Origin of the sequence: Catenovulum maritimum (assembly GCF_001050375.1) — a bacterium.
Lineage (GTDB): Bacteria > Pseudomonadota > Gammaproteobacteria > Enterobacterales > Alteromonadaceae > Catenovulum > Catenovulum maritimum.
This window is the reverse complement of sequence record NZ_KQ130487.1, coordinates 48994-69252: the sequence shown is the minus strand read 5'-3', so window position 1 is coordinate 69252 and position 20259 is coordinate 48994. Positions and strand designations below refer to the sequence as shown.

Below are 20259 nucleotides of genomic sequence, written 5' to 3'. Positions count from 1 at the left end.
TAAGCATGCTAAGTAGAAGAAAATTCATTCATTTAACTGCATCAGCAAGCATTCTTTCTGGTGTGACACCAAATTTAAATTTGCTCGCAGCAGAACAAGATGGAGAATACCAAGGTGATCTGTTTGTTATGGTGCAAGCGCTTGGCGGCTGGGATGTCACTAGTTTTTGCGATCCAAAGTTAAATGTACCAAACGAAGCTGAGATCAATCATTGGGCTAGAACGGGTGATATTGAAACAGCTGGAAATATTCGTTATGCACCTTTTGCGGATAATAAAAACTTCTTTGAAAAGTACTATAAACACATGCTTGTGGTGAACGGAATTGATTCACAAACCAATTCACATGATGCGGGTAAAACCCACAATTTCAGCGGTCGATTGGCAAATGGGTATCCAACACCAACCGCATTAGCTGCAAGCGTTTACGCTAGTGATTTACCTATGGCATATGTAACTCAAGGTGGATATAACGAAACGGCGCGGTTGATTCGAGCTAATCGAATTAACAATAGCCGTTCGTTATCAAATATCATTAATCCTAACTTATATAATGACACAACAACCCATTTACCAGATGGAGACTGGCAGAGGATCCAAAACTATCACGCGCAACGTAATGCCAGACTCAATTCTCAAACTAATTTAACGCCTAGGCAAGGATATAATCGTCAGTTGTTTAATTCTGCCGTTGCTAATAGTGGTAAGTTGGCTAAGTTGTCTGATTCTTTAAAATTAACTCAACAGGATCGTTATGAATCAGGCCAGCTAGGGAATTTTAAGAAAACGACTGATATTACCTTAGCAGGGTTTTTATCTGGGGTAACCGCAAGTGCAGATTTAACCATAGGGCAGTTTGACACACATGATAATCATGATGAAGAGCATGCCGTTGCGTTAACTAATTTAACCCAGGCAATTGATTATTTATGGCAACAAGCTGAAGTATTTGGTTTGGCAGATAGATTAAAAGTTATGGTGGCTTCCGATTTCGGACGAAAACCTTTTTACAATGATGATAATGGTAAAGATCATTGGCCTATTTCTAGCGCTCTGTTTATGCAAAAAAATGCGACATGGGGCAACCGTGTCGTTGGTGTCACAGATGAGGGGCATAATGCATTGGCGGTTAACCCAGTTACACTTGAAAGAGATGATAGTTCAGGTGTCATTATTTATCCGAAAGACATATTAACTTCGACTCGACAGTTTTTTAACGTAGCTAGCCATGACTTCGCAGCTCCGTTTCCATTAAGGGCTGAAAATAATATTGATATATTTAATAATCAGTTACAAACTGCTCAGTTAAGTGATCCGAGAAATCTAATTAGAAGAGTTTAATATGTTATTAAAAATAAAAAGTCTTAGTTTAATTTTTGTTTGTTTATCCGTTTTTATCAGCGCTTGCTCTAATTCAGTTGAAGCTCCGAACATTAAATTAACGGATTTGGAAACTGCTGAAGTCGGTTCATTAAGCGACTATAAAGGACAGTATGTTTACATAGATTTTTGGGCTTCTTGGTGTGGACCTTGTTTAAAATCATTTCCATTTATGTATGAACTACAAAATAAGTATGAAAAATTAGCCATTTTAGCGATATCGGTTGATGAAGATAAAGAGGACGCTAAAGCCTTTTTAGCTAAGACTCAGTTTAATTTTAAAGTGTTTCACGATCCTCAAGGTGAAGCGGCACGTCAGTTTGATTTAGGCGGGATGCCGACATCCTACTTAATCGATCCTAATGGCAATATAGTTTCAACTCACGTCGGATTTTCGGCTAAGTCAAAAGCTAAAATTGCAGCTGAGATCGAAGGACTACATCTAAATTAAGGGTTTAATATGCTCAATAAACTAAAGCTAGTTAGCCTCATTTTTGTTTTTAGTTTAATTTCTGGCTGCGCTAATGTTGAGGTCTGGCAAAAGAAAAACTTAGCTAAAACTGAAATGCAATGGCAGCCAGATGAGATGCAAGCCAGTTTTAATAATCATGTTTATTTTAGTAAAGAAGCATCATCTGGGGGGAATGTAACTGCGGGTGGTGGCTGCGGCTGTAACTAAGTTAAAGGATCGTTATAAGTGAATAAATCAGCATTAAAAGCTTTATCTACAGCCGCACTTGCATTACCTGGCGTTTCTACTCAGGTACAAGCCAATGATAGTAAAGTCGGCGTAAGGTTGCATAATTACTCAGAAGGCGATGTGGCAGCCGGGGATGTAGATGGAACTACAACCGATAGATATGGCATTAAAGTGGGTCAATTTATGCTGACTACCTCTATTGCGGATAATCTAAATTTAGCTTTAAGCTATCAACAAGAAACAATGTCAGGCGCATCACCTTGGTACACTAAAAAATTAAGTTCTGGGCAGGTTAAGCAAGTGATGAGTGGTGCGTCAATTGCGGATACAAGAAAAGACTGGAATGCAGCAATTCAGTATAAACTAGATAATATAACTTTGAGTACCAATTTAGCTCAGTCGAAAGAAGATGATTACGCTTCAACCAGTTATGGGCTAGGACTTGGATATGAGTTTTCTGATAATGTAACGAGTGTTAATCTTGCTGTCGATACATCAGATGACGAATTAAATCCGGCTGGCACTCAAGCTAGTATCTTAAGTGATAAAAAAGAATCTTGGTCTGGTTTTATTGCTGTATCACGAATAATCAATAAAAACTTGATAGCTCAAATCGGGGTAGGGATTAGTCATAAATCCGGTTACCTGTCAGACCCTTATAAAAAAGTTAATTTTAGCATAGCAAATAAGCTTGAATTAGCTGCGGATACTCGGCCCGAGGAAAGACAAGCCAAAACCTTGGCAACTAAAATAAGATATTTCATACCCAAGTTAAACTCGGCTTTGCATTTTGACTATCGCTTTTATCAAGATGATTGGGAGGTCGTTTCCCACACATATGATTTGGCTTGGTATCAAAATTTAAACTATGGTTGGCAGATAATTCCTTCGATTCGGTTTTATGCTCAAACTGAATCATTTTTTTACGAAAATTACTACGAAATTAAAAGGCCTGACAATTTTCACTCTACGGATTATAGGTTATCAGGATATGGTGCTTATACATTAGGTCTGAAGCTTAATAAGCGATTTGAGGATTGGTTATTCACGATTGGCTATCAAAATTACCAAAGTGATTCAAACTATGGTTTTAGTCAACCGAATGAAGCGAGTTTAAGCTTGATTGATTTTCAATTATTTAGTTTAGGTTTTGATTACTCATTTTAATGGAGCTGTTTAATTTTAATTTCAAAGCTATGGGCTCTCCCTGCAGTCTAAGCTTTTATGCGCCTAGTGCATCATATGCAAATGATACCTTTGTAAAAGCTCGAGCTGCAATTGCGCAACTAGAGCAGACCTATTCAATATATAAACCGGACAGTTTAGTCTGCCAAATCAACCAGAATGCTGGTATTCGACCTATCTTAATTGATAATCAAACATATTGCTTATTGAAGTACGCTGATCAAGCCTATCAACTGAGTGGTGGAATATTTGATATTACCTCGGGTGTTTTAAGTGATTTGTGGGATTTTAGACAGGCAAAGATTCCTCAAGATACACAGATCAAAGCTTGTAAATCGTTAGTCGATTGGACAAGTGTGCAATGGAACCAAACTGAAATTTACTTGCCTCAAATTGGCATGAAGCTAGACTTGGGCGGCATAGTGAAAGAATACGCCGCAGATATGCTCGCTAGTTTAATGAAACAAAATAAAATTGACCATGGATTAGTTGAATTAGGTGGTGATATCTATGTCTTAGGTGAGCACCTATCTGGTGAACCTTGGCTTGTTGATATTAAGAAACCAGATTCAGGGAAAAGACCTAACCGAATAGCTCAAATTAAAATGACTAGGGGAGGGTTAGCTTCTAGCGGAGATTATGAACGAAACTTTAATTATCAAGGGGTTAATTATTGCCATATCATAAACCCCCAAACGGGCTGGCCTGCTCAAGGCCTTACTGCTGTGAGTGTGCGTGCTGAGCAGTGTGTGCTAGCTGGAACACTTGCGACTATTGCTATGCTTAAAGGTCAAGCTGCAATTGAATGGTTAAATCAGCTAGAAGTTGATTTTGTTGCACAAGATAACAAAGGCATCTTGCATACTAATTATACAAATTCGTAATATTTATTAATCTTTTGCTAACTAATGCTGGTCAATCGCAGGGCAAAAAGTTTAAAATCTATGACCATCTTTTTAGAAACGAGAATATGACACATGGGTAGAGCTTACCAAAATAGAAAAGAATCAATGGCGAAGACTGCCGGCGCAAAAACAAAAGTTTATTCTAAGTATGGTAAAGAAATTTACGTTGTCGCAAAAAATGGTGGCCCAGATCCAGACGCTAATCTATCTTTACGCCGTTTAATTGAAAGAGCTAAGAAAGATCAAGTACCAGCTCATGTTATTAAAAATGCGATAGATAAGGCGACAAGTGGCGCTGGAGAAAACTATGAACCTGCACGTTACGAAGGCTTTGGTCCTGCCGGCTGTATGGTGATAGTTGACTGCTTAACTGATAACGGAAATCGTACTTTCCCAGAAGTCCGCAATTGCTTTAATAAAAGTAACTCTAAGTTAGGTGCGCCTGGAGCAGTTGCTCACATGTTTGAGCATCAAGCCGTGTTGAGCTTTAAGCATGATGATGAAGAAGCTATTTTGGAATGTTTAATGATGGCTGATGTTGATGTCGCTGACATTGAAAACGAAGATGGTATTATCACAGTTCTTGCTCCACATACAGAATACTATAAAGCTAAAACAGCATTAGTAGAAAATTTAGGTGAAGTTGAATTCGACTTAGATGAAATTACATTTAATCCGCAAACTTATACTGAAATTTCTGGTGATGACGTTGCTAGCTTTGAGAAGCTAATTTCAATGTTGAATGATTGTGATGACGTCCAAGACATCTATCATAACGCGGAATTTAGCAGCTAAATAATAGTTAACTTTAGCAAAACTAGGATTTATTTTAACTAAGTGCTAGACTATTTGCTTAGTTTGACTGGCAGTAAATATGTTGTCGAACTAAACTTTAATTAATATATAAGAGATGAAGGGAGTATCACCCTTGTTAGAAAATTCAGGTTTAACTTTTGCGGTTAACAACAGCACTATCATTTTACGAGATGAGAAAAAAGAGTTGCTGTTAGTTACCCCACCTAAATATCAAAATATTTTAGTGTCTCGCTATTCTGTTGAATTTACTGATATGCAACCCGAGCGTAGAGCTGGTGTAAAAAATGTTTTTCTACATGAAGTTTTCAAAAAAGATAAGTCTTTCTTTTTTGTCAAAGCAGGCGAGACAGAATACCAAATAGACTTAAAATATACTGAAAGGCCGATTACGGCGATGAAGTTCTAATATGTCTGTTGTACTAGAATGGATTGCAGAGTACAGGACAATAGTGAATATTGTCCTGTTTGTTGCTGCTGCAATTTGTTTTGTGCTTATCATACGCCCCATTTTTTCTTGGTATCTCGGCATTAATGCACTGGCAAAAAAAGTAACAGAGTTAACTCTGCAGTGCGAAAAAAATCAAGCCGAAATCAAGTCTTTACTTAAGCAAATACAATATAACAATTCTCCTGAGCCTCCACTGGCCTTACCTCATCATAAAGAAACAAGTGCTATGACGAAAGATATAACAGAACAAGTTATATCGGCAAAGCAGAGTCGTAAATCAACAAAAGCTAAAAAAGAACCAAGTATTTCTTTTGAATAAATAAATTTTACTTTTTATTGAACTATTTCGCACTACCGCCTTGCAGTAATCCTTTTCGCATTTAATAATAACATTACTCATACAGGATAGGCTTGAGCCAAACTAGTCAAACTATCTGTTTTTATTTATATAATTTGATAAATCCAAAAGGGAATATCATGAATAAACGTAAATTACTGAACGCAGCTATTGGTACTGCATTGTTAACTACCGCTTCATTTGCGCAAGCAGATATGATTTTGGGGTTATATGCGGGTGGTCAAATTTGGAATGTAGAACCAGAAGGTAGCTTTGATAAAAATGGTGATGATTTCCAAGGTTCATTTGATTTCGACAGTGACACTCAAGGCACGCTTTATGTTGCTCTAGAGCATCCAATTCCTTTAATTCCAAATGTTAAATTAAGACAGACAGACTTGGAAGTTAAGGGCACAGGTGAAATTACAGGTGAGTTATTCGGTCAGCCATATTCAGGCACTACTAATGTGATGGGTGATTTATCTCATACGGATTACACTTTATATTATGAAATTTTTGATAATGGCTTAGTTAGCTTTGATTTTGGTATCACGGTAAAAGATATCGACGCTAATATTCAAGCTGATGGTGAATCTGACGCTTCTAGCCGCTCTACAACTAATGAATCTTTCAGTGGTTATGTGCCTATGGGTTATGTGGCTGCAGAAATAGGTCTTCCATTTACTGGCTTATCTGTTTATGGTGACGTTAACATGCTTGCTATTGGTGATCACAGCTTAGTGGATTATCAAGTGGGTGTTGCATATGCGTTATTAGATAATATTGCGGTCGACTTAGACGTGCAGTTAGGGTACCGCAGCTTCTCATTAAAATTAGATGATCTAGATGATATTAATACAGATTTAGATTTTAGTGGTGTTTATGCTGGTTTAGAAGTTCACTTCTAAACTGAGTTATTACTATCTAGCAGTATAAAAAAACCAGCTTTAGCTGGTTTTTTTATTTCTATGATATGTATAACTATGCGCTTGGTTATTTATATACGCTCTAAAGAAGGCTTTACTTACCTAGAGCTAAATCAATATAAATTGCGAGTATCAGAGCCATCACAGACAGTTCAATTCAAGGCGTATCATTGCAGGAATGTAGGCTACCTTTCAAAATGATACAACACAGAAGTGAGGTGTCTGTGAGGCTCCTGAAAGGCTGGGCTAAAAGCCATTTATTCTGCGTTAAGTTGGCTTGGCATAGAACCACTATGCCTGTGCCAACTTGCCTTGCCTAAATGGCTTTTATCTCCAGCTGATTATCGCTATTTATATTGATTTAGCTCTATCGGGTTACTGGGTTGATAGACTAGCCTCTGCCCACTTTTCGCTTTCTAAGTTATCTTTGTCTTTTGCTTTTACGCGGTAGCAATAGAATTCTCCCGCTTTTACATCTGTATCGACAAATTGCACTTCAGCTGTTTTTGTAACGCCTCGCCATAACAGACATGACTTTCCTGTACTTCTTTCTAAGATATACTGGGTAATGTCAGCTTCCAAGTTAGCAGCCCAAGACACTTGTATAGTACTTTGTGTATAGTTTAGAGTAAGTTGTTTAACTGAGTCAGGTAAAGATTTAGTTGTTGCTGTAATTATCTCACTTCTTAAACCTTCAGCCTCAAATTTGTTAAAGGCTGAAATTCTATATCCGTATTCACGACCATCTTTTAAACTGCTAAATAGCGATCCCTTATCGGTAAACTTGCTAATTTTTCTATGATCTATGGTTTCTATTTTGTCTGCTTCATTACCGTCTATTCTATATATGTGGTAACCAGCAATGTCAGGGTCCGTGCTTGGCTTCCAACTTAAATTGACTTGTTTGACTAAGCCAGAAGCCGCTTTAAATTCCACCGGAGGATTAGGTAGCGGTTTTGTTTTCGCTAAGATGATATTTGAGCTAGGAGTTTCAAGGTAACCATCAATAGCGGTTAATTTATATTCATATTGAATGCCGTCAAAAACCTGAGTATCAGTGTATCTAGAGACATCAGAAGACTCAAAGGTTTTAATATTTTTCCAACTAGCTTGAGCTACTTGTTTACGATAGATTTTGTAACCTGTGATATTCTTCTGAGCTTGCCATGATATTGTAATTTTTCTTAGAAGGTTATCAGCTTCGAGTTTTAAGCTCAGCTCAGCAGGGCTGGTTATACTCTCTGATAGCACATCAGCGCTCAGTAGGCCTGAATTATCTTCTGCTACCAACTTATATTGAGTTTGTGCATAAGGTTTCAAATCAGAATCAGCGTAGCTACGGGCTTCCACTGTCAGTTTAGCTATTGCGCGCCAATTTTGTTTATCCCATTTTCTGTAGAGGTGAAAATATTTAATATCCTGAGATAAAGGTTCTGACCACTGTAGTGCAATACTGCCACTCTGGCCTATAGCTGTTAAGGTTTCTACCGCTTTAGGTAGTGATTTAGTCGTTGCAGTTGCAATAAAGCTAAGTTCGCCTCTGGCCGAGAATTTATTCATAGCTGCAATGGCATAATGATATGTTGTACCATCTTTTAGCGTGTTGCCGTTTGTACCTGTATCGGTAAATTCAGTAGTTGTCCCACCATTAATAGTATGAACTAGTGTCAGTTGGTCACCTTCTTGAAAACCGTCACCATCATCTTCCATTCTATATAATTTATAGCCCGCAACGTCAGCATCATCCATTTTTCGCCAAGTCAGTTTTACAGATTTAACTAAATCACTTTCAGCGCTTAAAGCTTCAGCCCTTGCTGGCAAACCTTTAGTTGTTGCTGTTACTATATTTGATGGTTCAGTCTCCTGACCTTTATTGTATAAGCTTATATAGTATTCATATTGGGTATCATCTTTGAGGTCTTTACGATCGATAAAGCCTCTTATTGTATTTTGTTTTACTGCGCCAATTCTTTGCCATATGGTTGTGCCTTTTTGACGACGGTAAATATAAAAGCCACCAGAGGCCGATTCTATTTGCCAAGCAAGTTCTACTTCTCTTAGTTGCAAGTCTTTAGCAATCGATAAAACAGGTGTACTAGGTGAAATAAAAACTTCAGTCCCGCTTAACTTACTCTCTTTACCTAGCTGATTGACAGCAGAGACGGCATAGCTATAGCTTGCACCGTCTTCAATATTATTTTTATCTTTGTACACGTATGACAGTTTTGGCTCTTTAGTGTTTATTTTTATTGTGCCTACGTGTAGCCAGTTACTTAATCCAGCTTTTAATCGGTAGATTTTATATTTTTGGATGAGGTGGTTATTAGCTGGATTGTCTAAATTTGGCACGAAAGTTATCTCAGCACTACGTACTAAGGTTTCTACGTTTAAAATTGTCGGAGTAAAAGGTCGATTAACTTGTCTTACGTCTTTAAATTTTACTTCTGTAATTGACACATCTTCAGCTTGTTTGTTCGTTTCTTTTAAAACAACGGCTAATTTATAAAAATATGTTTGCTTATCTTCGACTTGCGAATCTAAATAACTATTTGATTCAACTTGAGCTATTTGGGTAAAAGGCCCGTGTTGGTTATTAGACCTGTATAAGTTATATAGGCTAATCGTTTCAGGTTTACTTGCTTGCCATTCAACAGAAATACCGGTTTCAACACTCTTACTTGTAAAGTTTTGCAGTAATTTCTCTTTGATGACGGGCATAGCTGCTTTGGCAGCGGCTAGGTTAGCTGCTTCTTTAACGCTAACAGCCATCGCTTTAATTAGAGTATCAGCTAATAATGGACCTTTTTCATTTATCTCGGTTCTACCAGTAAAGGTTAGCTCCCACTTTTTAGCTAATCGAGCATTTTTAATATCAACTAGGCTGATATTAGATTTGATGCCTGCTTCAGACATCATAACGTCACCGTAAATGACAAACTCAACACCGAGAGAGCGACCAGAAACAATCGCATCATCAAATGAGCTACCGATGGCAATGCCTTGGTTGAAAAGCTCAGATTCCATTTCTCTGCGGGTCATAATATTTACTTCGCTTCGCTTATCTAAGCTAGAGCGAAGTGCGTATTGGATGTCACCATCAAAGCCAATAGAGTCTATATCTAAAGGCTTTAGATTCATAAGTGCCGTGCTATAAATAGCAAACAGTGGGCTAGATATTAATGATAAGGCAACTAATATAAGTCCTTTAATTCGATATTTATGCATGGCACTCTTCTAATTAAAATTGATAATTTTTAAAGATTTGTTCAATGTATTGTTGTGACTGCTCTGAAATCGGTGAATTAACTGATTTCAGTTTTTCATCAAACAAGGCATTAGTGAACTCTTCAACCGCTGGGATAAACTCTTTTCTCCTATTTAAGTAGTTATCACCTTTTTGAAAGTATTCTTTTTCTAAGTTCATTAGAGGTTTTAATACTTCCCTAGCGAGTTGGTCAATTACATCAGTGGTCATAGATTGTAAGATTTCAGTGTCAGTTGGTACTTCCATTGGGTCAAATGTGATACCCGCATCTGGGATACCTGCATTAGACGTATCTTCCGCAACTTTTTTACGCTCTAAAGTTTCAACACTTGTGTTGATACCTGTACCTACATCAACAATTCGATATGATATTTGGATGAAGCCAACTTTTTTCTTGTTTTGCACTTCATAATCTTTAACTGCGTATTTTGGCACTTTAATTTTAGCAACTGGTGCTGCCATTAATTGCTTTTCTGTTGGCTTTGGATAACGTTTTTCCCAGTTTAGGTACTCTATGTTATCTTCAATGATTTCGCCAATTTGGTATCTTGCGGTTTTCTTCGAAGTTGATGCAGTCTCGTCAACTTTAAATAATAGTACGCTACCCATAATTGCGATATCGATACCATAAATACGACCCATTTCTTTTGCTGTATTTTCTGATACTACGCCAATTTGACCGAGCTTCATCTCTTCTAAAATAGATTTTAGATTTTCACGCTCTAAGATATTAATGTCTTTAGAAGCGTTGTTAAATAAGTAAGAAATTAAGTTGTTGGCAATTAATATACCGGCATCGTCATTGTTGGAAGGGCTTCTAAAGTCAAAAACCGCGATAGATTTTTTTACACGACCATAGATAGCATCTTCAACGGCTTGCTTCTTGCTGAATAAATCTTCATAAGAAGGGTTTACTTCTTGAAGTTTGTTATACCAATAATAAGCCGCACCGTAATTATCATTGTCTAGGAAGTTTTCAACTTCATCATTAATTTTTGCTGATAAGAAAGCCTGTAAAGACTTTTGTTGCACATTGTTATCGGCAAAAGAGTATTCTTGAGCTTTTTTGTAAGATTCAACAGCTTGATATAATTTACCTTGGGTAATAAGCGAATTGCCTTGGCCAATTAGTTTTAATTCTTTATTTATTCTAGCTTGCTTTAACTTAGCGACAACTTTTGAGTCAAACTGGTCAAAATCTAAAGCGCTTAAGTAATATTTTTCTGCGAGAATCCAGTCTGTTTTAGCTTCTGCTAAATCTGCCTTTTTCAAGAAGTAAGATTTATTATTGTTTTGTTCAGCTAAATTTAATAATGTTTGCGCTTGGCTCAAACTTGGATTGATGACTAATGCATCTGACAGGTATTTTACCGCTTCCTTGATATCATCATTCTTAAGTGCAGCTGTACCTTTTGCTAATAATTCATCAGCTCCGCTTGAGGTAGCTTTGCTAATTAGTTGGCTGGTTTGTTCGTAGTTAGGGTATTTTGCTTGTACTTGTTTAAGTTTAGTAACGGCAAGTGCCCATTCTTTCGAATCTAATAACGCTTTAGCTTCTGCATATTCAGCTGAGACTGTATTTAAAAAGCCTTGTTTTTTATCATTCAAACTTGACGCTAGTTTTGCTGCGGTGCTTGAATCAATTTTTTTGATATTCGCGACATCTTGCTCGACGCTATTGAAGTCTGAAATATTAACATCAGATTTATTTAATAATTCATCAACCTTTGACTTTAACTGTGCGACATATTTAGATTTGATTGACGCTAATTTCGCTTTGTATTCTGCATTTCCAGGTTCTTTCGCTATAGCTTGGGTTAAGTATTGAATAGCTTGTTGGTATTTTTGCGCTTTACTCAGTTGCATACCCACATCATATTCTTGCTTACCATTTGCCATACAGCCTGCAAGGACTATTGCCGATAATAGTAGTGCGGCTTTTGTCTTCATAATTACTCCTAAACCTAAAAATTATATAATTTTGATCACGATCTGATTGCCTGCAACACGTTGCACCTCAGATTCAAAATGACGAGTTTTAAATACGCCAGAATTCAATTCATCCACAAGCTGTTCAGGCCAGCCTCTGTACTCAATGCTAAATTCAGATAATTCTTTATCGAATATAGATAACTCTGCTTTTTTTACACCAGCGAGTGTCGATTGCATCGCTTTTAAAATTTCTTTTGCTTGTTCCATAGACTCAAGAGACTCTATTTTAAGTTGAATACCTCGAGTTGCATATTGTTCTTCTTCCCAAGCTGTCGTTAGTCTTTTTCTAAGTGTTTTCCAGATATCTTTGACTATGGCTTTCGATGCTTTTCTACTTGCTCTGCTTGTGTTACCGCCAGGTAATTTTTTTACCCCTGATGCGGTAGCCATGATTTTTGCGTCATCAGCTCTAGAGAGACGAGCATTAATTGCAAGCTCGTTGCTTTTTAATTTCATATTTTGATATTCAATTTCACTGGTTTGTTTCTCAACATTCAGGTGGATAACAAAGCCGCCTCTAAATTGAGTTTTTTCACCTAAATCAAATACTGGAAATTTGTCATCTTGGAGATGGTCAATAAGAAAGTTTTTAACTTGTTCGGCAGTAACACTACTTTTATCAAGTGAATAATTATCTATTACTACAGTAATTCTTGGCTTTTTTTGCCATTTTAACGCTTTTTGGAAACGGTCGACTTCTTGAATTAATTCATCAACATCAGCTTCTGCTTGGATTGTCACTTCATAAATATTATCAGGCGTTTTCCCTTCTTTAATAACTTGAAATGATTTTAGACGACCACTTGCAGAAGTTAACACTTGGTCGCTAACCATTTGGAAGTTTTCGACTAAGGTTCTAGATTCAATTATAGTGCCAACTGCTTGCTCTATTGCAGCTCGTTTTGCATTCGCAAGTGCAACTCGATATGCATTGGCCAGTTTACCATCTTGGATATCGCTCATCCCTTTCGCTACTACAATTTTTCCGGCGTGCAGGTGAGTTGAAGTGATACTTATCAACAAACAAAATAATATGGATAGTGACTTTTTCAAAGTATTATTCATCCTTAAATTTTCAATTGTTAGGCGGTGCTTGATTTATATACAGTGTATCATCAAATGCCGGAATCGGAAATTCAACTCGACTGTTTTTTTGAGACTCATCCCTAATTAACCAGTGATTATCAAGCGTATGCATTAATTTCTGGGAACTGCTTAAGGTATCTTCTATATTATAGATGAGAGAGGGCAGTTCCATAATTGCTGGTTGCAAATTCGTATTTGTTTGTCTTAATTCTTTCGTTAACAAAGAAATTTCAGTTAAGCTCGTATTCAATTTAGGCTGAATTTGATTGAGGGTATCAGATATGGTTAGACCGGCAGCAGATAAATTGGTTAATGGTTCCTTAGTATTCTCTATCATCTCAGGAATTAGTTGACTACTTATAATTAAATTATCGCTGAGTGTTTCTACGTTCAAGATGATTTGCTCAATACTATTTTGGTTTTGACTGATTTTTGCTGTTACTTTTTCTAAAGAATCAACAACGGAAATTGCTTTGTTTGCTATTTCCTCCACTTTCCATTCTTCTAATAAGTCATTGACTGATTTTGGCTCTTCTATGCTAATTTTGCTATTTGGACTGAGTGTTTTTGTTGACTGCTGAGCTGTGACGAAAATCAAATTGCTGCCGCTCAGGACTGTGCTTAAACCAAGTTGCGAATCTATTTTTAGGTAGCTGCCTTCTCGATAGAATTTTTGGTAGTCAGAATCTAGGTTTAAGGTTATTTCAACCTGTGCATTATTGGTAAGAGTCAAATCAGAGACATACCCAATTAACACACCGGATAAGCTCACTGAGGAATTGACTTCTATACCATAGGTTTGTGTTAAGTGCGCTTTCAACTTAAAGTCATCTTTGGTTTGGGTGTTAACTAGTTGGCTCAAATAAAGCGCATATAAGATTAAGCCAGCAGCTATTATGATAACCGCTCCAAGTACTTTATCTTGAAATTTCGATTCGAATGATTGAGGTTTAGCAAAACTCATTAGGTTAACACTATTGTTTGGTTTTCAATTTTATAAACACTGTCAGCAAAGTGAGTTGTGTCTCCAGCTGTCGTTGTCATTAATATGCTTGCGTTAGTTTCCTGTGTATAATCAATTAAAATATTTAATGTGTTTTCGCGCATTTCCGGTGACATTCCTGATTGTAGTTCATCTGCTAGAATAAGTTTAGGTCGAATTACCAACGCGCGAGCCAAATTAACAATTCTTTTTTGTACGTCATTTAATTGATGAGGTTCCATTTCAAGTAGCGGCTCAATATTTAATTGTTGGGCTACCTGATATATTCGGTCCGTGATTATTTTTTCTTTTAAACCTTTATGGTATCTAAGCGGCATTGCTAGGTTGTTGAATACAGTGAACAAGCTGACTAAACCACCTTCTTCATAACAGTAAGACACATTCTTAAAAATCTGGTTGGCATTCATGTCGGCTAAATTATGATTATTGATAACAATCCGGCCTTGTTGAAACTTGATGATACCAGCACAAGCCTTCAAAAAGCTAGTTCCACCGTCTAATACACCTGTGTGTAGACAGATAATTTTGCCTGATTCGATTGAAAAATTAGCGTCATCAAACAAAACAAGATCATCAAACGCCAAGCTGAAATTTTCTACCTGTAAACTCATATTTGGTAGGCCAGTAAGCTTAAAATAACATTTAGTAAAAAGAATGAAACAATTTGAACTGTGGTAGAACTCGATATAGCTCGGCTAATATCTGTGAATCGGTTACCTACAGTCGCACCATAATAAATTGATAGCAGCCCAATTAAAGTGCCGCCCATTATAGCTTTGGCTAGAGTGATAATGACTTCTAACAAGCTTACTTTAGCTAAAATGGAGCTTAAAAATAGACTAAATTCAAGATTTGGCTCGTTGATCACAATCGCTAAGTAAGCAGACAATATGCTAACCGCATTGAAGAAGATAAACATTAACAACAGAGAAATGGGAAATGCAAAAAATACAGGGAGTAGAAAAATGAAGATGGGATTCATTTTTTGTGCTTCAAGCACTTCAAATTCATTGTAAAGTTTTAAGTGTCCAATTTCTGCTGTTATTGCTGTTGCTGAACGCGCAATTAGTATAATACCAGAGATTAACGGCCCTAATTCTCTTATTATGACAACAACAAAAAAATTAGCATAAAATTCAGCAAGGCTTTTGCCTGGGGGAAGGTACGCATACAGTCTAGCCATCACTAAAGAACCAATAATGAGCGCAATTAAAGTGTTAATGCCAATCGCTCTGACCCCAGTATTAAATAGTTGCCTTTTGAACATCATAAAAAAAATGCTTCTTCTGGCGGGATCAGTAATATGCAATGTTTGTTTAAGCGACAGACTAAGCAAACCAAGCATATCGCTAAAAGAGAAAAAAAAGCGTTTGGTATTAATGCCTAGCTTACCTAACATTTTTTAACTCGTTTAGTAAGCTTTCGATACTAGCTAAATGCTTGTGATTGTTAGCGGATGCTGACGCCAAAGCTCTGGTTGCGTAAAATTCGGCTTGAGCATAGTTGCTTTCTGTTTGGTATAGTTTAGACAGTAAGTATAGGCAGTCAGTAACATATAGGCTCTGGTTGGTTTGCTTAAACAGGTTTAAAGCGAGTTTGATGTTATCTTTATCTGCATGTTTTTTTCCATACATATAATACAGGTAGGCACGTTCACTTAGATTTTCTTTTGGGATAGCCTCTTTTTTTTCAAAAGCTAAATCTATCTCACCTGAATAGGCAAGAACCAGTGTTTCTATGTGGTTGCTAGCTGGTTTGACTAAGATTTCTGAATATATTTGAGTTTGACTTGGCTTAATAAATACGTTGAATATTTGGCAAGTCTGCAACGCTTCTTTGTTGGTAAAAAATTGAGTTAGATTAATACACTGTTGAATCGAATTTGAAGCCTGTCCTGTATTTTTATTCTGATAATGTAACTTAGCCGTCAGATAATATACCTGCCATAAATTATCTAAATCGTCATGCTTGGCAAAGCTTTGCTCTAATTTCGCTAATTTTTTTAAATTTAAGCTAGCCGAGTCAGATTGCTTCAATAGTAGGAATTGAGCTCGGCTTGCTTCTAATTGAGTATTTTTAATAGTTTCTTTGTTACTTGCACATCCAGTACTGGTACAAAATAGCAAAAGGCAACTAAGCCTTAACACCCATTCTTTTGGCATCACTTTCTAGCATCCTCTTAAATGTGGCAAGGTGATCTGGGCTATTGACGTATTCTTCTAAAATCTCAATGGATTCAGATAGCGTTTTGTGGGTTAGCATAAACGCCATACTTTCTCTGAGCGGTTTTAATTCATTTGACGCTAGCTGAATTTCAAGTAAATCAGCGAAGTCATCAAAATCATTAGCTAAAAACAGTTTTTTACTATGCATTCTAAAACGCCATCTAGCAACACGCGCACCTATGGTATTGAGCGTTGTTCCTAACCAAATGCCTATTACTAATACAATAAAGTCACCCACTTTATCTCTTGCGACAGATTTCCATTCTTGAGAAAGTACGCTTTCAGATAGCTCGGAAGTACTGCGAATCTCTTCTATGTATCCTTTTGCCACCGCATTGAGTGGGTTTAAATTCAAGGCTTGCATGAACATAGCTTCGGCAGGTTCGAAATTTTTTGCTTGATAAAGAGCCTCACCTCTAAGTGCATAAATCATATCGTCTTTTGGATATAATGTTATGGCTTTAGAGGTCAGTTGTTCGGCTTGATCAAATTCACCAGCTTCAATAAACTTTTGAGCTTGTATGACTACTCTTTTCTGCGATTTTAAATATTTGCTAAACTCGTCCGCAAAAACCAAGCTCGAAAGAAAGCAGAGAGTTAAAACTAAGTACTTCATTATTCAGCTACTACCACCATGACACCAGCAGTGTGCATTACTTGGTGTATGCCTTTATTGGTACTCAGAATGATCGCATCTGAATCTGAAATTACTAAATCAGACTTTCTAGCTTTGTAGGTTTTGTTTGCTTTTACAACAAGTGGTTTTATTGCAACTCGAACATTACGGATTGCATCGTTAACATCAAAATCATAAGAAACTGGACGTTTTTTAACTAAATCATCATATTTAGTTGCTGACGTCGGGTAAATGATTTCGCCAGATTCGTTTCTAATTGTAGGCACTGCTGCGATTTCGAAATCAGCTACATTAGATGCATCAATTAATAAGCCAGTAAAGTTGGAGTGACTTTCAAAACTCTCGATAGACTCCCTAAGTAGTTTTGCGCTCGCCAGTGAATCTTGCTGTTCTAACCAAAGTAAAATCTTTTTACTAAACTCAGCTTCGTCTGTTGTTGTAATGACAAAGCTAGGTAGGGCTTTTGCGTGAGCTTGGCTGATTGGGGATAACAGGCTAGATTTTTCAATTAGGCTACCCCAAGTTGATTTTACTTTTGTGAAAATTATTTCGCTTTGACTTAAGCCTAAGCCGACAGTATTCAAACTTTTTTTATTTGGAATGATAGTCGACATTAGATTACCGCTCATAGGTATTTCCATTGTGACAGTAGCAACATCATTTTGATAATGATCTTTAATCATTTGCGCACCCTTGATAACAGCTTCAACTTGGGTCTTAACTGTATCACTTGCGACCATCATTTCTTGTACTATCGTTTGTGAATTGACTCTAACACCTTGAACCATTTCAGCGAGGTTTCGATAAGCATCAAGCTGTGCAGCTCTACGAGCTAACAACCTTGCTTTACTTGTCCCAATTTTATCTGCAGGCGCGACACCGTAACCATGGGCGTATATTGTGCCTTGCGACCAGTTAATCCCACCAGTGGCGGTTTCTTTAATCACGTCATCAGCTAGCGAATATGACGAAGACAATAATATAAATATTGCAAATAATTTATTTAAAGATTTCATATCTGTGTTGCCTCATCCCATTTTTTATAGCTTGCTTGAGCTTTTGTTACTTTAACTAGATAGCGTCTTGTTTCATCCGCTGGTAAGTTTTTTAAAAGGAACTGATAAACTTGCTCAGGCGTCTTTTTGTTAATTATAGTTGCTGCTTTGGAAAAGCTTTTACTTTTACCTGTAAAAGTTTTAGCAACATTGCCCACCCCTGTATTATATGATGCCACAGCACAATAGAAACGTGATAGAGGGTCTTTTACTTTTCTTAAATATCTATTGGTAAGCAAATTAAAGTAAGCCACGCCTAGCTCAATATTTTTAACCGGATCATATAAATAATCCGGAGCAACAATTTTCTTTTTCCCATAAACATGATTGTATGCGTCAATTCCTGCTGTCCTCGGTACGAGTTGCATCAAACCATATGCAGGTACGCTCGATGTTGCCTTCGGATTAAAACTGGATTCGGTTTGCATTATGGCCAAAACCAATGATACTGGGATATCGAATTTGGCTGCATAAGTTTTAATATCTTCTGAATATTTAGCAATTAAATTTTTCTGATATCCAGATAAAAAAGGTATCTCTAGGACTAGCTTCTGTCCGCTTGTACTTGCTTTCCCCTTTAGAGGCTGAGTGGAGACTTTTGGTTTTAATTTGGATACCGGTTCTGCGTTGGGTGTTTTTTCCAAGGTCGTTGTGACTGCAGTTGAGGGTTCGCTTTGAGGCGTTTTTTCCATCGCAGCTATAGTTGCAGTTGAGGATTCACTTTTAGGTTTTTGCTCTACAGTGGCACCATTCGCTACTGAAGGACTAGTAACAGTAGGGCCTTTTTCATTGTTTATCTGTTTTATCTCGTTGATTAAAGCAATCACGTTTTGTTCAGAGACAATGCCTTCTAAAAGTGCATGTTCAGTTTTAGTTTGTTTGGATGTTTTTTCGGTTTTAATGCCAGCTTTAGATAACTCTTTTTGAGTTAACGCAAGCAGTTGGTCTTTATTATTGATATCTGTAAGCGTATCTGTTGTTGATTCAGTTGCCGCTTGCGTTAATCTTTGATAACCATCTGAGAGCGATGCATTCGGTTTAATTATGGTCTCAATTCTGAGCACGCCAGCTTCAAAGTCCATTATTCTTCTAGTTTGCATATCTGGGGAATAATCAACCCATTGATGAGCTGATGGCATGACTAGATCGTCAGCTCCCCAATCAACTTCGATTTTATTTGATAGCCCTTTGAATGCCTTGTCTATTGCTTTCTCAACCGCGTTAAATCGGCGCTCTAAAATAGCATCTGTGCCAGCAAACTGCTTATCTAGAAGTGCATCAATAGAATCAAAATCATCAACTGCTCTAAGTGGTTGGCTAGTTATCCCTATTGCTAATAAAGCGACGATAATGTGCTTAATTTGCATAAGATTCTTCCTTAATCAGATAAAACGACGAGAATACCATCTAAAGACGAGTTATTGATGTTTTGTAATAACGCGTCAGCATCTTGTTCCGAGATAATTAAATTACTTTGGTCTGCTATTTTACTTACGGCAATGCGTCGAGGTGAAAAATCGTTAAATTCGTTTGGATCTTTGCTCCAAATTAATGATTTACTTGGATGCTGCTCAAATTGCTCCGATGAAAAAACAAGCTTGCCTGTATTAGTATAAACTTGAGTAACTAATGACGCGTTATACGCTTGGTTGCGAGCATCTAGTACGAAAGCCGTTGCTGGTACTTCTAGGCTGGTTTGTGCTTTATAAACTTCTTTTTGCTCTATTTTTTCTTTTGGTTCGGGTAAAACTTCCAATAAAGTCTGTTGTAAATTTTGTTTGCCTTTACACTGATCAGCACGAGCATTTACACATAGACCCACGACAACAGTCGCAACATAAGTACCATCTTCTTGGGTAAGTTGGCTATCAATTATAAAAGTACCTTCTAATGTGCCTTTTACACGAGTTGCAATAATATCTGAAGTCACTTCATAATCTTCGACAGTCGTGCCTGCGGTTAACCTTATACCTCTAATTTTTTCGGCTAAGTTTCTTTGAGCATCGACTTGGGCTGCTCTTTTAGCCATAAAACGGGCTTGTACTTTATTTGCTACTCGACTCATGTCAACCGTGCCAAAACCTGTGGCTTGCATTATACCTGTTTGAAATGCTTGGTTATCTGCGTTGGCAGAAAATGTAATGCTAAGCAAAGCTACTAGTATTGTTTGGTAGATAGTTTTCATCTGACATCCTTTTGATAATTTGCTGCTACAGTGGTAACAATATGCTCTAAGTTTAAACTATAAATAATAGTGAGAGGAGGTTTATCTGATATTTCTAGCATCTTGAGGTGGAAGT

General features: G+C 37.1%; 20 protein-coding genes. 9 read left to right on the top strand and 11 right to left on the bottom strand.

What is annotated here, in order from left to right:
• The first annotated feature begins 5 nt into the window (after positions 1 to 5).
• From XM47_RS07835 to XM47_RS07795, 9 genes are all read left to right on the top strand, one after another.
• Positions 6 to 1340 (top strand): DUF1501 domain-containing protein, encoded by a 1335-nt coding sequence (locus XM47_RS07835; protein ID WP_048691398.1) that lies wholly within the window; start codon positions 6 to 8, stop codon positions 1338 to 1340.
• Position 1341: 1 nt separating this feature from the next.
• Positions 1342 to 1830, top strand: a complete 489-nt coding sequence (locus XM47_RS07830; protein WP_048691396.1) for a TlpA family protein disulfide reductase — start codon at positions 1342 to 1344, stop codon at positions 1828 to 1830.
• 9 nt (positions 1831 to 1839) lie between these two features.
• Entirely contained in the window at positions 1840 to 2058 is a 219-nt protein-coding gene (locus XM47_RS07825; RefSeq protein WP_048691395.1) for a DUF4266 domain-containing protein, read from the top strand.
• An 18-nt stretch (positions 2059 to 2076) separates the two neighbouring features.
• Entirely contained in the window at positions 2077 to 3246 is a 1170-nt protein-coding gene (locus tag XM47_RS07820) for a DUF3570 domain-containing protein (RefSeq protein WP_048691394.1), read from the top strand.
• Positions 3246 to 4148, top strand: coding sequence for an FAD:protein FMN transferase (locus XM47_RS07815; RefSeq protein WP_048691393.1), 903 nt, complete (start codon positions 3246 to 3248; stop codon positions 4146 to 4148). The genes XM47_RS07820 and XM47_RS07815 overlap by 1 nt, the downstream gene beginning before the upstream one ends.
• Positions 4149 to 4241: 93 nt before the next feature.
• The gene (locus XM47_RS07810) at positions 4242 to 4964 is read left to right on the top strand and encodes a YebC/PmpR family DNA-binding transcriptional regulator (RefSeq protein WP_048691391.1); all 723 of its coding nucleotides are present in this window, start codon (positions 4242 to 4244) and stop codon (positions 4962 to 4964) included.
• A 133-nt stretch (positions 4965 to 5097) separates the two neighbouring features.
• Entirely contained in the window at positions 5098 to 5391 is a 294-nt protein-coding gene (locus XM47_RS07805; protein ID WP_245623441.1) for a hypothetical protein, read from the top strand.
• Between the two features lies 1 nt (position 5392).
• A complete protein-coding gene (locus XM47_RS07800) occupies positions 5393 to 5752 on the top strand; it encodes a hypothetical protein (protein WP_048691388.1) in 360 nt (119 codons plus the stop codon).
• Between the two features lie 158 nt (positions 5753 to 5910).
• On the top strand, positions 5911 to 6678 hold the full coding sequence (locus tag XM47_RS07795) for a TIGR04219 family outer membrane beta-barrel protein (protein ID WP_048691386.1): 768 nt from the start codon (positions 5911 to 5913) through the stop codon (positions 6676 to 6678).
• A 393-nt stretch (positions 6679 to 7071) separates the two neighbouring features.
• Here XM47_RS07795 and XM47_RS07790 read toward each other — a convergent pair whose 3' ends face one another.
• The 11 genes from XM47_RS07790 to XM47_RS07740 form a co-directional block, all read right to left on the bottom strand.
• Complete coding sequence (locus tag XM47_RS07790) at positions 7072 to 9921, bottom strand: fibronectin type III domain-containing protein (protein ID WP_048691385.1); 2850 nt, start codon at positions 9919 to 9921, stop codon at positions 7072 to 7074.
• Positions 9922 to 9934: 13 nt separating this feature from the next.
• Positions 9935 to 11911: a CsgG/HfaB family protein gene (locus XM47_RS07785; protein ID WP_048691383.1), complete on the bottom strand. Its 1977-nt coding sequence runs from the start codon at positions 11909 to 11911 to the stop codon at positions 9935 to 9937.
• 21 nt (positions 11912 to 11932) lie between these two features.
• Positions 11933 to 12916 carry a hypothetical protein gene (locus XM47_RS07780; protein WP_048691380.1) on the bottom strand — a complete coding sequence of 328 codons (984 nt, stop codon included), beginning with the start codon at positions 12914 to 12916 and terminating at the stop codon, positions 11933 to 11935.
• A gap of 112 nt (positions 12917 to 13028) precedes the next feature.
• On the bottom strand, positions 13029 to 14003 hold the full coding sequence (locus XM47_RS07775) for an MlaD family protein (protein WP_048691379.1): 975 nt from the start codon (positions 14001 to 14003) through the stop codon (positions 13029 to 13031).
• On the bottom strand, positions 14003 to 14653 hold the full coding sequence (locus tag XM47_RS07770; protein WP_048691378.1) for an ATP-binding cassette domain-containing protein: 651 nt from the start codon (positions 14651 to 14653) through the stop codon (positions 14003 to 14005). The genes XM47_RS07775 and XM47_RS07770 overlap by 1 nt, the downstream gene beginning before the upstream one ends.
• Complete coding sequence (locus XM47_RS07765) at positions 14650 to 15441, bottom strand: ABC transporter permease (RefSeq protein WP_048691376.1); 792 nt, start codon at positions 15439 to 15441, stop codon at positions 14650 to 14652. Before XM47_RS07765 ends, XM47_RS07770 begins: the two co-directional genes overlap by 4 nt.
• Complete coding sequence (locus XM47_RS07760; RefSeq protein ID WP_048691375.1) at positions 15431 to 16204, bottom strand: hypothetical protein; 774 nt, start codon at positions 16202 to 16204, stop codon at positions 15431 to 15433. Before XM47_RS07760 ends, XM47_RS07765 begins: the two co-directional genes overlap by 11 nt.
• Positions 16176 to 16883 carry a tetratricopeptide repeat protein gene (locus XM47_RS07755; RefSeq protein WP_048691373.1) on the bottom strand — a complete coding sequence of 236 codons (708 nt, stop codon included), beginning with the start codon at positions 16881 to 16883 and terminating at the stop codon, positions 16176 to 16178. The genes XM47_RS07760 and XM47_RS07755 overlap by 29 nt, the downstream gene beginning before the upstream one ends.
• Positions 16883 to 17920, bottom strand: a complete 1038-nt coding sequence (locus tag XM47_RS07750; RefSeq protein WP_048691372.1) for an LPP20 family lipoprotein — start codon at positions 17918 to 17920, stop codon at positions 16883 to 16885. The genes XM47_RS07755 and XM47_RS07750 overlap by 1 nt, the downstream gene beginning before the upstream one ends.
• On the bottom strand, positions 17917 to 19326 hold the full coding sequence (locus XM47_RS07745; protein WP_048691370.1) for a murein transglycosylase domain-containing protein: 1410 nt from the start codon (positions 19324 to 19326) through the stop codon (positions 17917 to 17919). The genes XM47_RS07750 and XM47_RS07745 overlap by 4 nt, the downstream gene beginning before the upstream one ends.
• An 11-nt stretch (positions 19327 to 19337) precedes the next feature.
• Positions 19338 to 20144 (bottom strand): LPP20 family lipoprotein, encoded by an 807-nt coding sequence (locus XM47_RS07740; protein WP_048691369.1) that lies wholly within the window; start codon positions 20142 to 20144, stop codon positions 19338 to 19340.
• Positions 20145 to 20259 lie beyond the last annotated feature (115 nt).

Coding starts and splice junctions, on each gene's coding strand:
- XM47_RS07780 (WP_048691380.1), bottom strand. CDS start 12,916: ATGAGCGATATCCAAGATGGTAAACTGGCCAATGCATATCGAGTTGCA.
- XM47_RS07790 (WP_048691385.1), bottom strand. CDS start 9,921: ATGCATAAATATCGAATTAAAGGACTTATATTAGTTGCCTTATCATTA.
- XM47_RS07765 (WP_048691376.1), bottom strand. CDS start 15,441: ATGTTAGGTAAGCTAGGCATTAATACCAAACGCTTTTTTTTCTCTTTT.
- XM47_RS07800 (WP_048691388.1), top strand. CDS start 5,393: ATGTCTGTTGTACTAGAATGGATTGCAGAGTACAGGACAATAGTGAAT.
- XM47_RS07815 (WP_048691393.1), top strand. CDS start 3,246: ATGGAGCTGTTTAATTTTAATTTCAAAGCTATGGGCTCTCCCTGCAGT.
- XM47_RS07755 (WP_048691373.1), bottom strand. CDS start 16,883: ATGAAGTACTTAGTTTTAACTCTCTGCTTTCTTTCGAGCTTGGTTTTT.
- XM47_RS07825 (WP_048691395.1), top strand. CDS start 1,840: ATGCTCAATAAACTAAAGCTAGTTAGCCTCATTTTTGTTTTTAGTTTA.
- XM47_RS07785 (WP_048691383.1), bottom strand. CDS start 11,911: ATGAAGACAAAAGCCGCACTACTATTATCGGCAATAGTCCTTGCAGGC.
- XM47_RS07750 (WP_048691372.1), bottom strand. CDS start 17,920: ATGAAATCTTTAAATAAATTATTTGCAATATTTATATTATTGTCTTCG.
- XM47_RS07810 (WP_048691391.1), top strand. CDS start 4,242: ATGGGTAGAGCTTACCAAAATAGAAAAGAATCAATGGCGAAGACTGCC.
- XM47_RS07740 (WP_048691369.1), bottom strand. CDS start 20,144: ATGAAAACTATCTACCAAACAATACTAGTAGCTTTGCTTAGCATTACA.
- XM47_RS07745 (WP_048691370.1), bottom strand. CDS start 19,326: ATGCAAATTAAGCACATTATCGTCGCTTTATTAGCAATAGGGATAACT.
- XM47_RS07795 (WP_048691386.1), top strand. CDS start 5,911: ATGAATAAACGTAAATTACTGAACGCAGCTATTGGTACTGCATTGTTA.
- XM47_RS07835 (WP_048691398.1), top strand. CDS start 6: ATGCTAAGTAGAAGAAAATTCATTCATTTAACTGCATCAGCAAGCATT.
- XM47_RS07775 (WP_048691379.1), bottom strand. CDS start 14,003: ATGAGTTTTGCTAAACCTCAATCATTCGAATCGAAATTTCAAGATAAA.
- XM47_RS07830 (WP_048691396.1), top strand. CDS start 1,342: ATGTTATTAAAAATAAAAAGTCTTAGTTTAATTTTTGTTTGTTTATCC.
- XM47_RS07760 (WP_048691375.1), bottom strand. CDS start 16,204: ATGCCAAAAGAATGGGTGTTAAGGCTTAGTTGCCTTTTGCTATTTTGT.
- XM47_RS07770 (WP_048691378.1), bottom strand. CDS start 14,653: ATGAGTTTACAGGTAGAAAATTTCAGCTTGGCGTTTGATGATCTTGTT.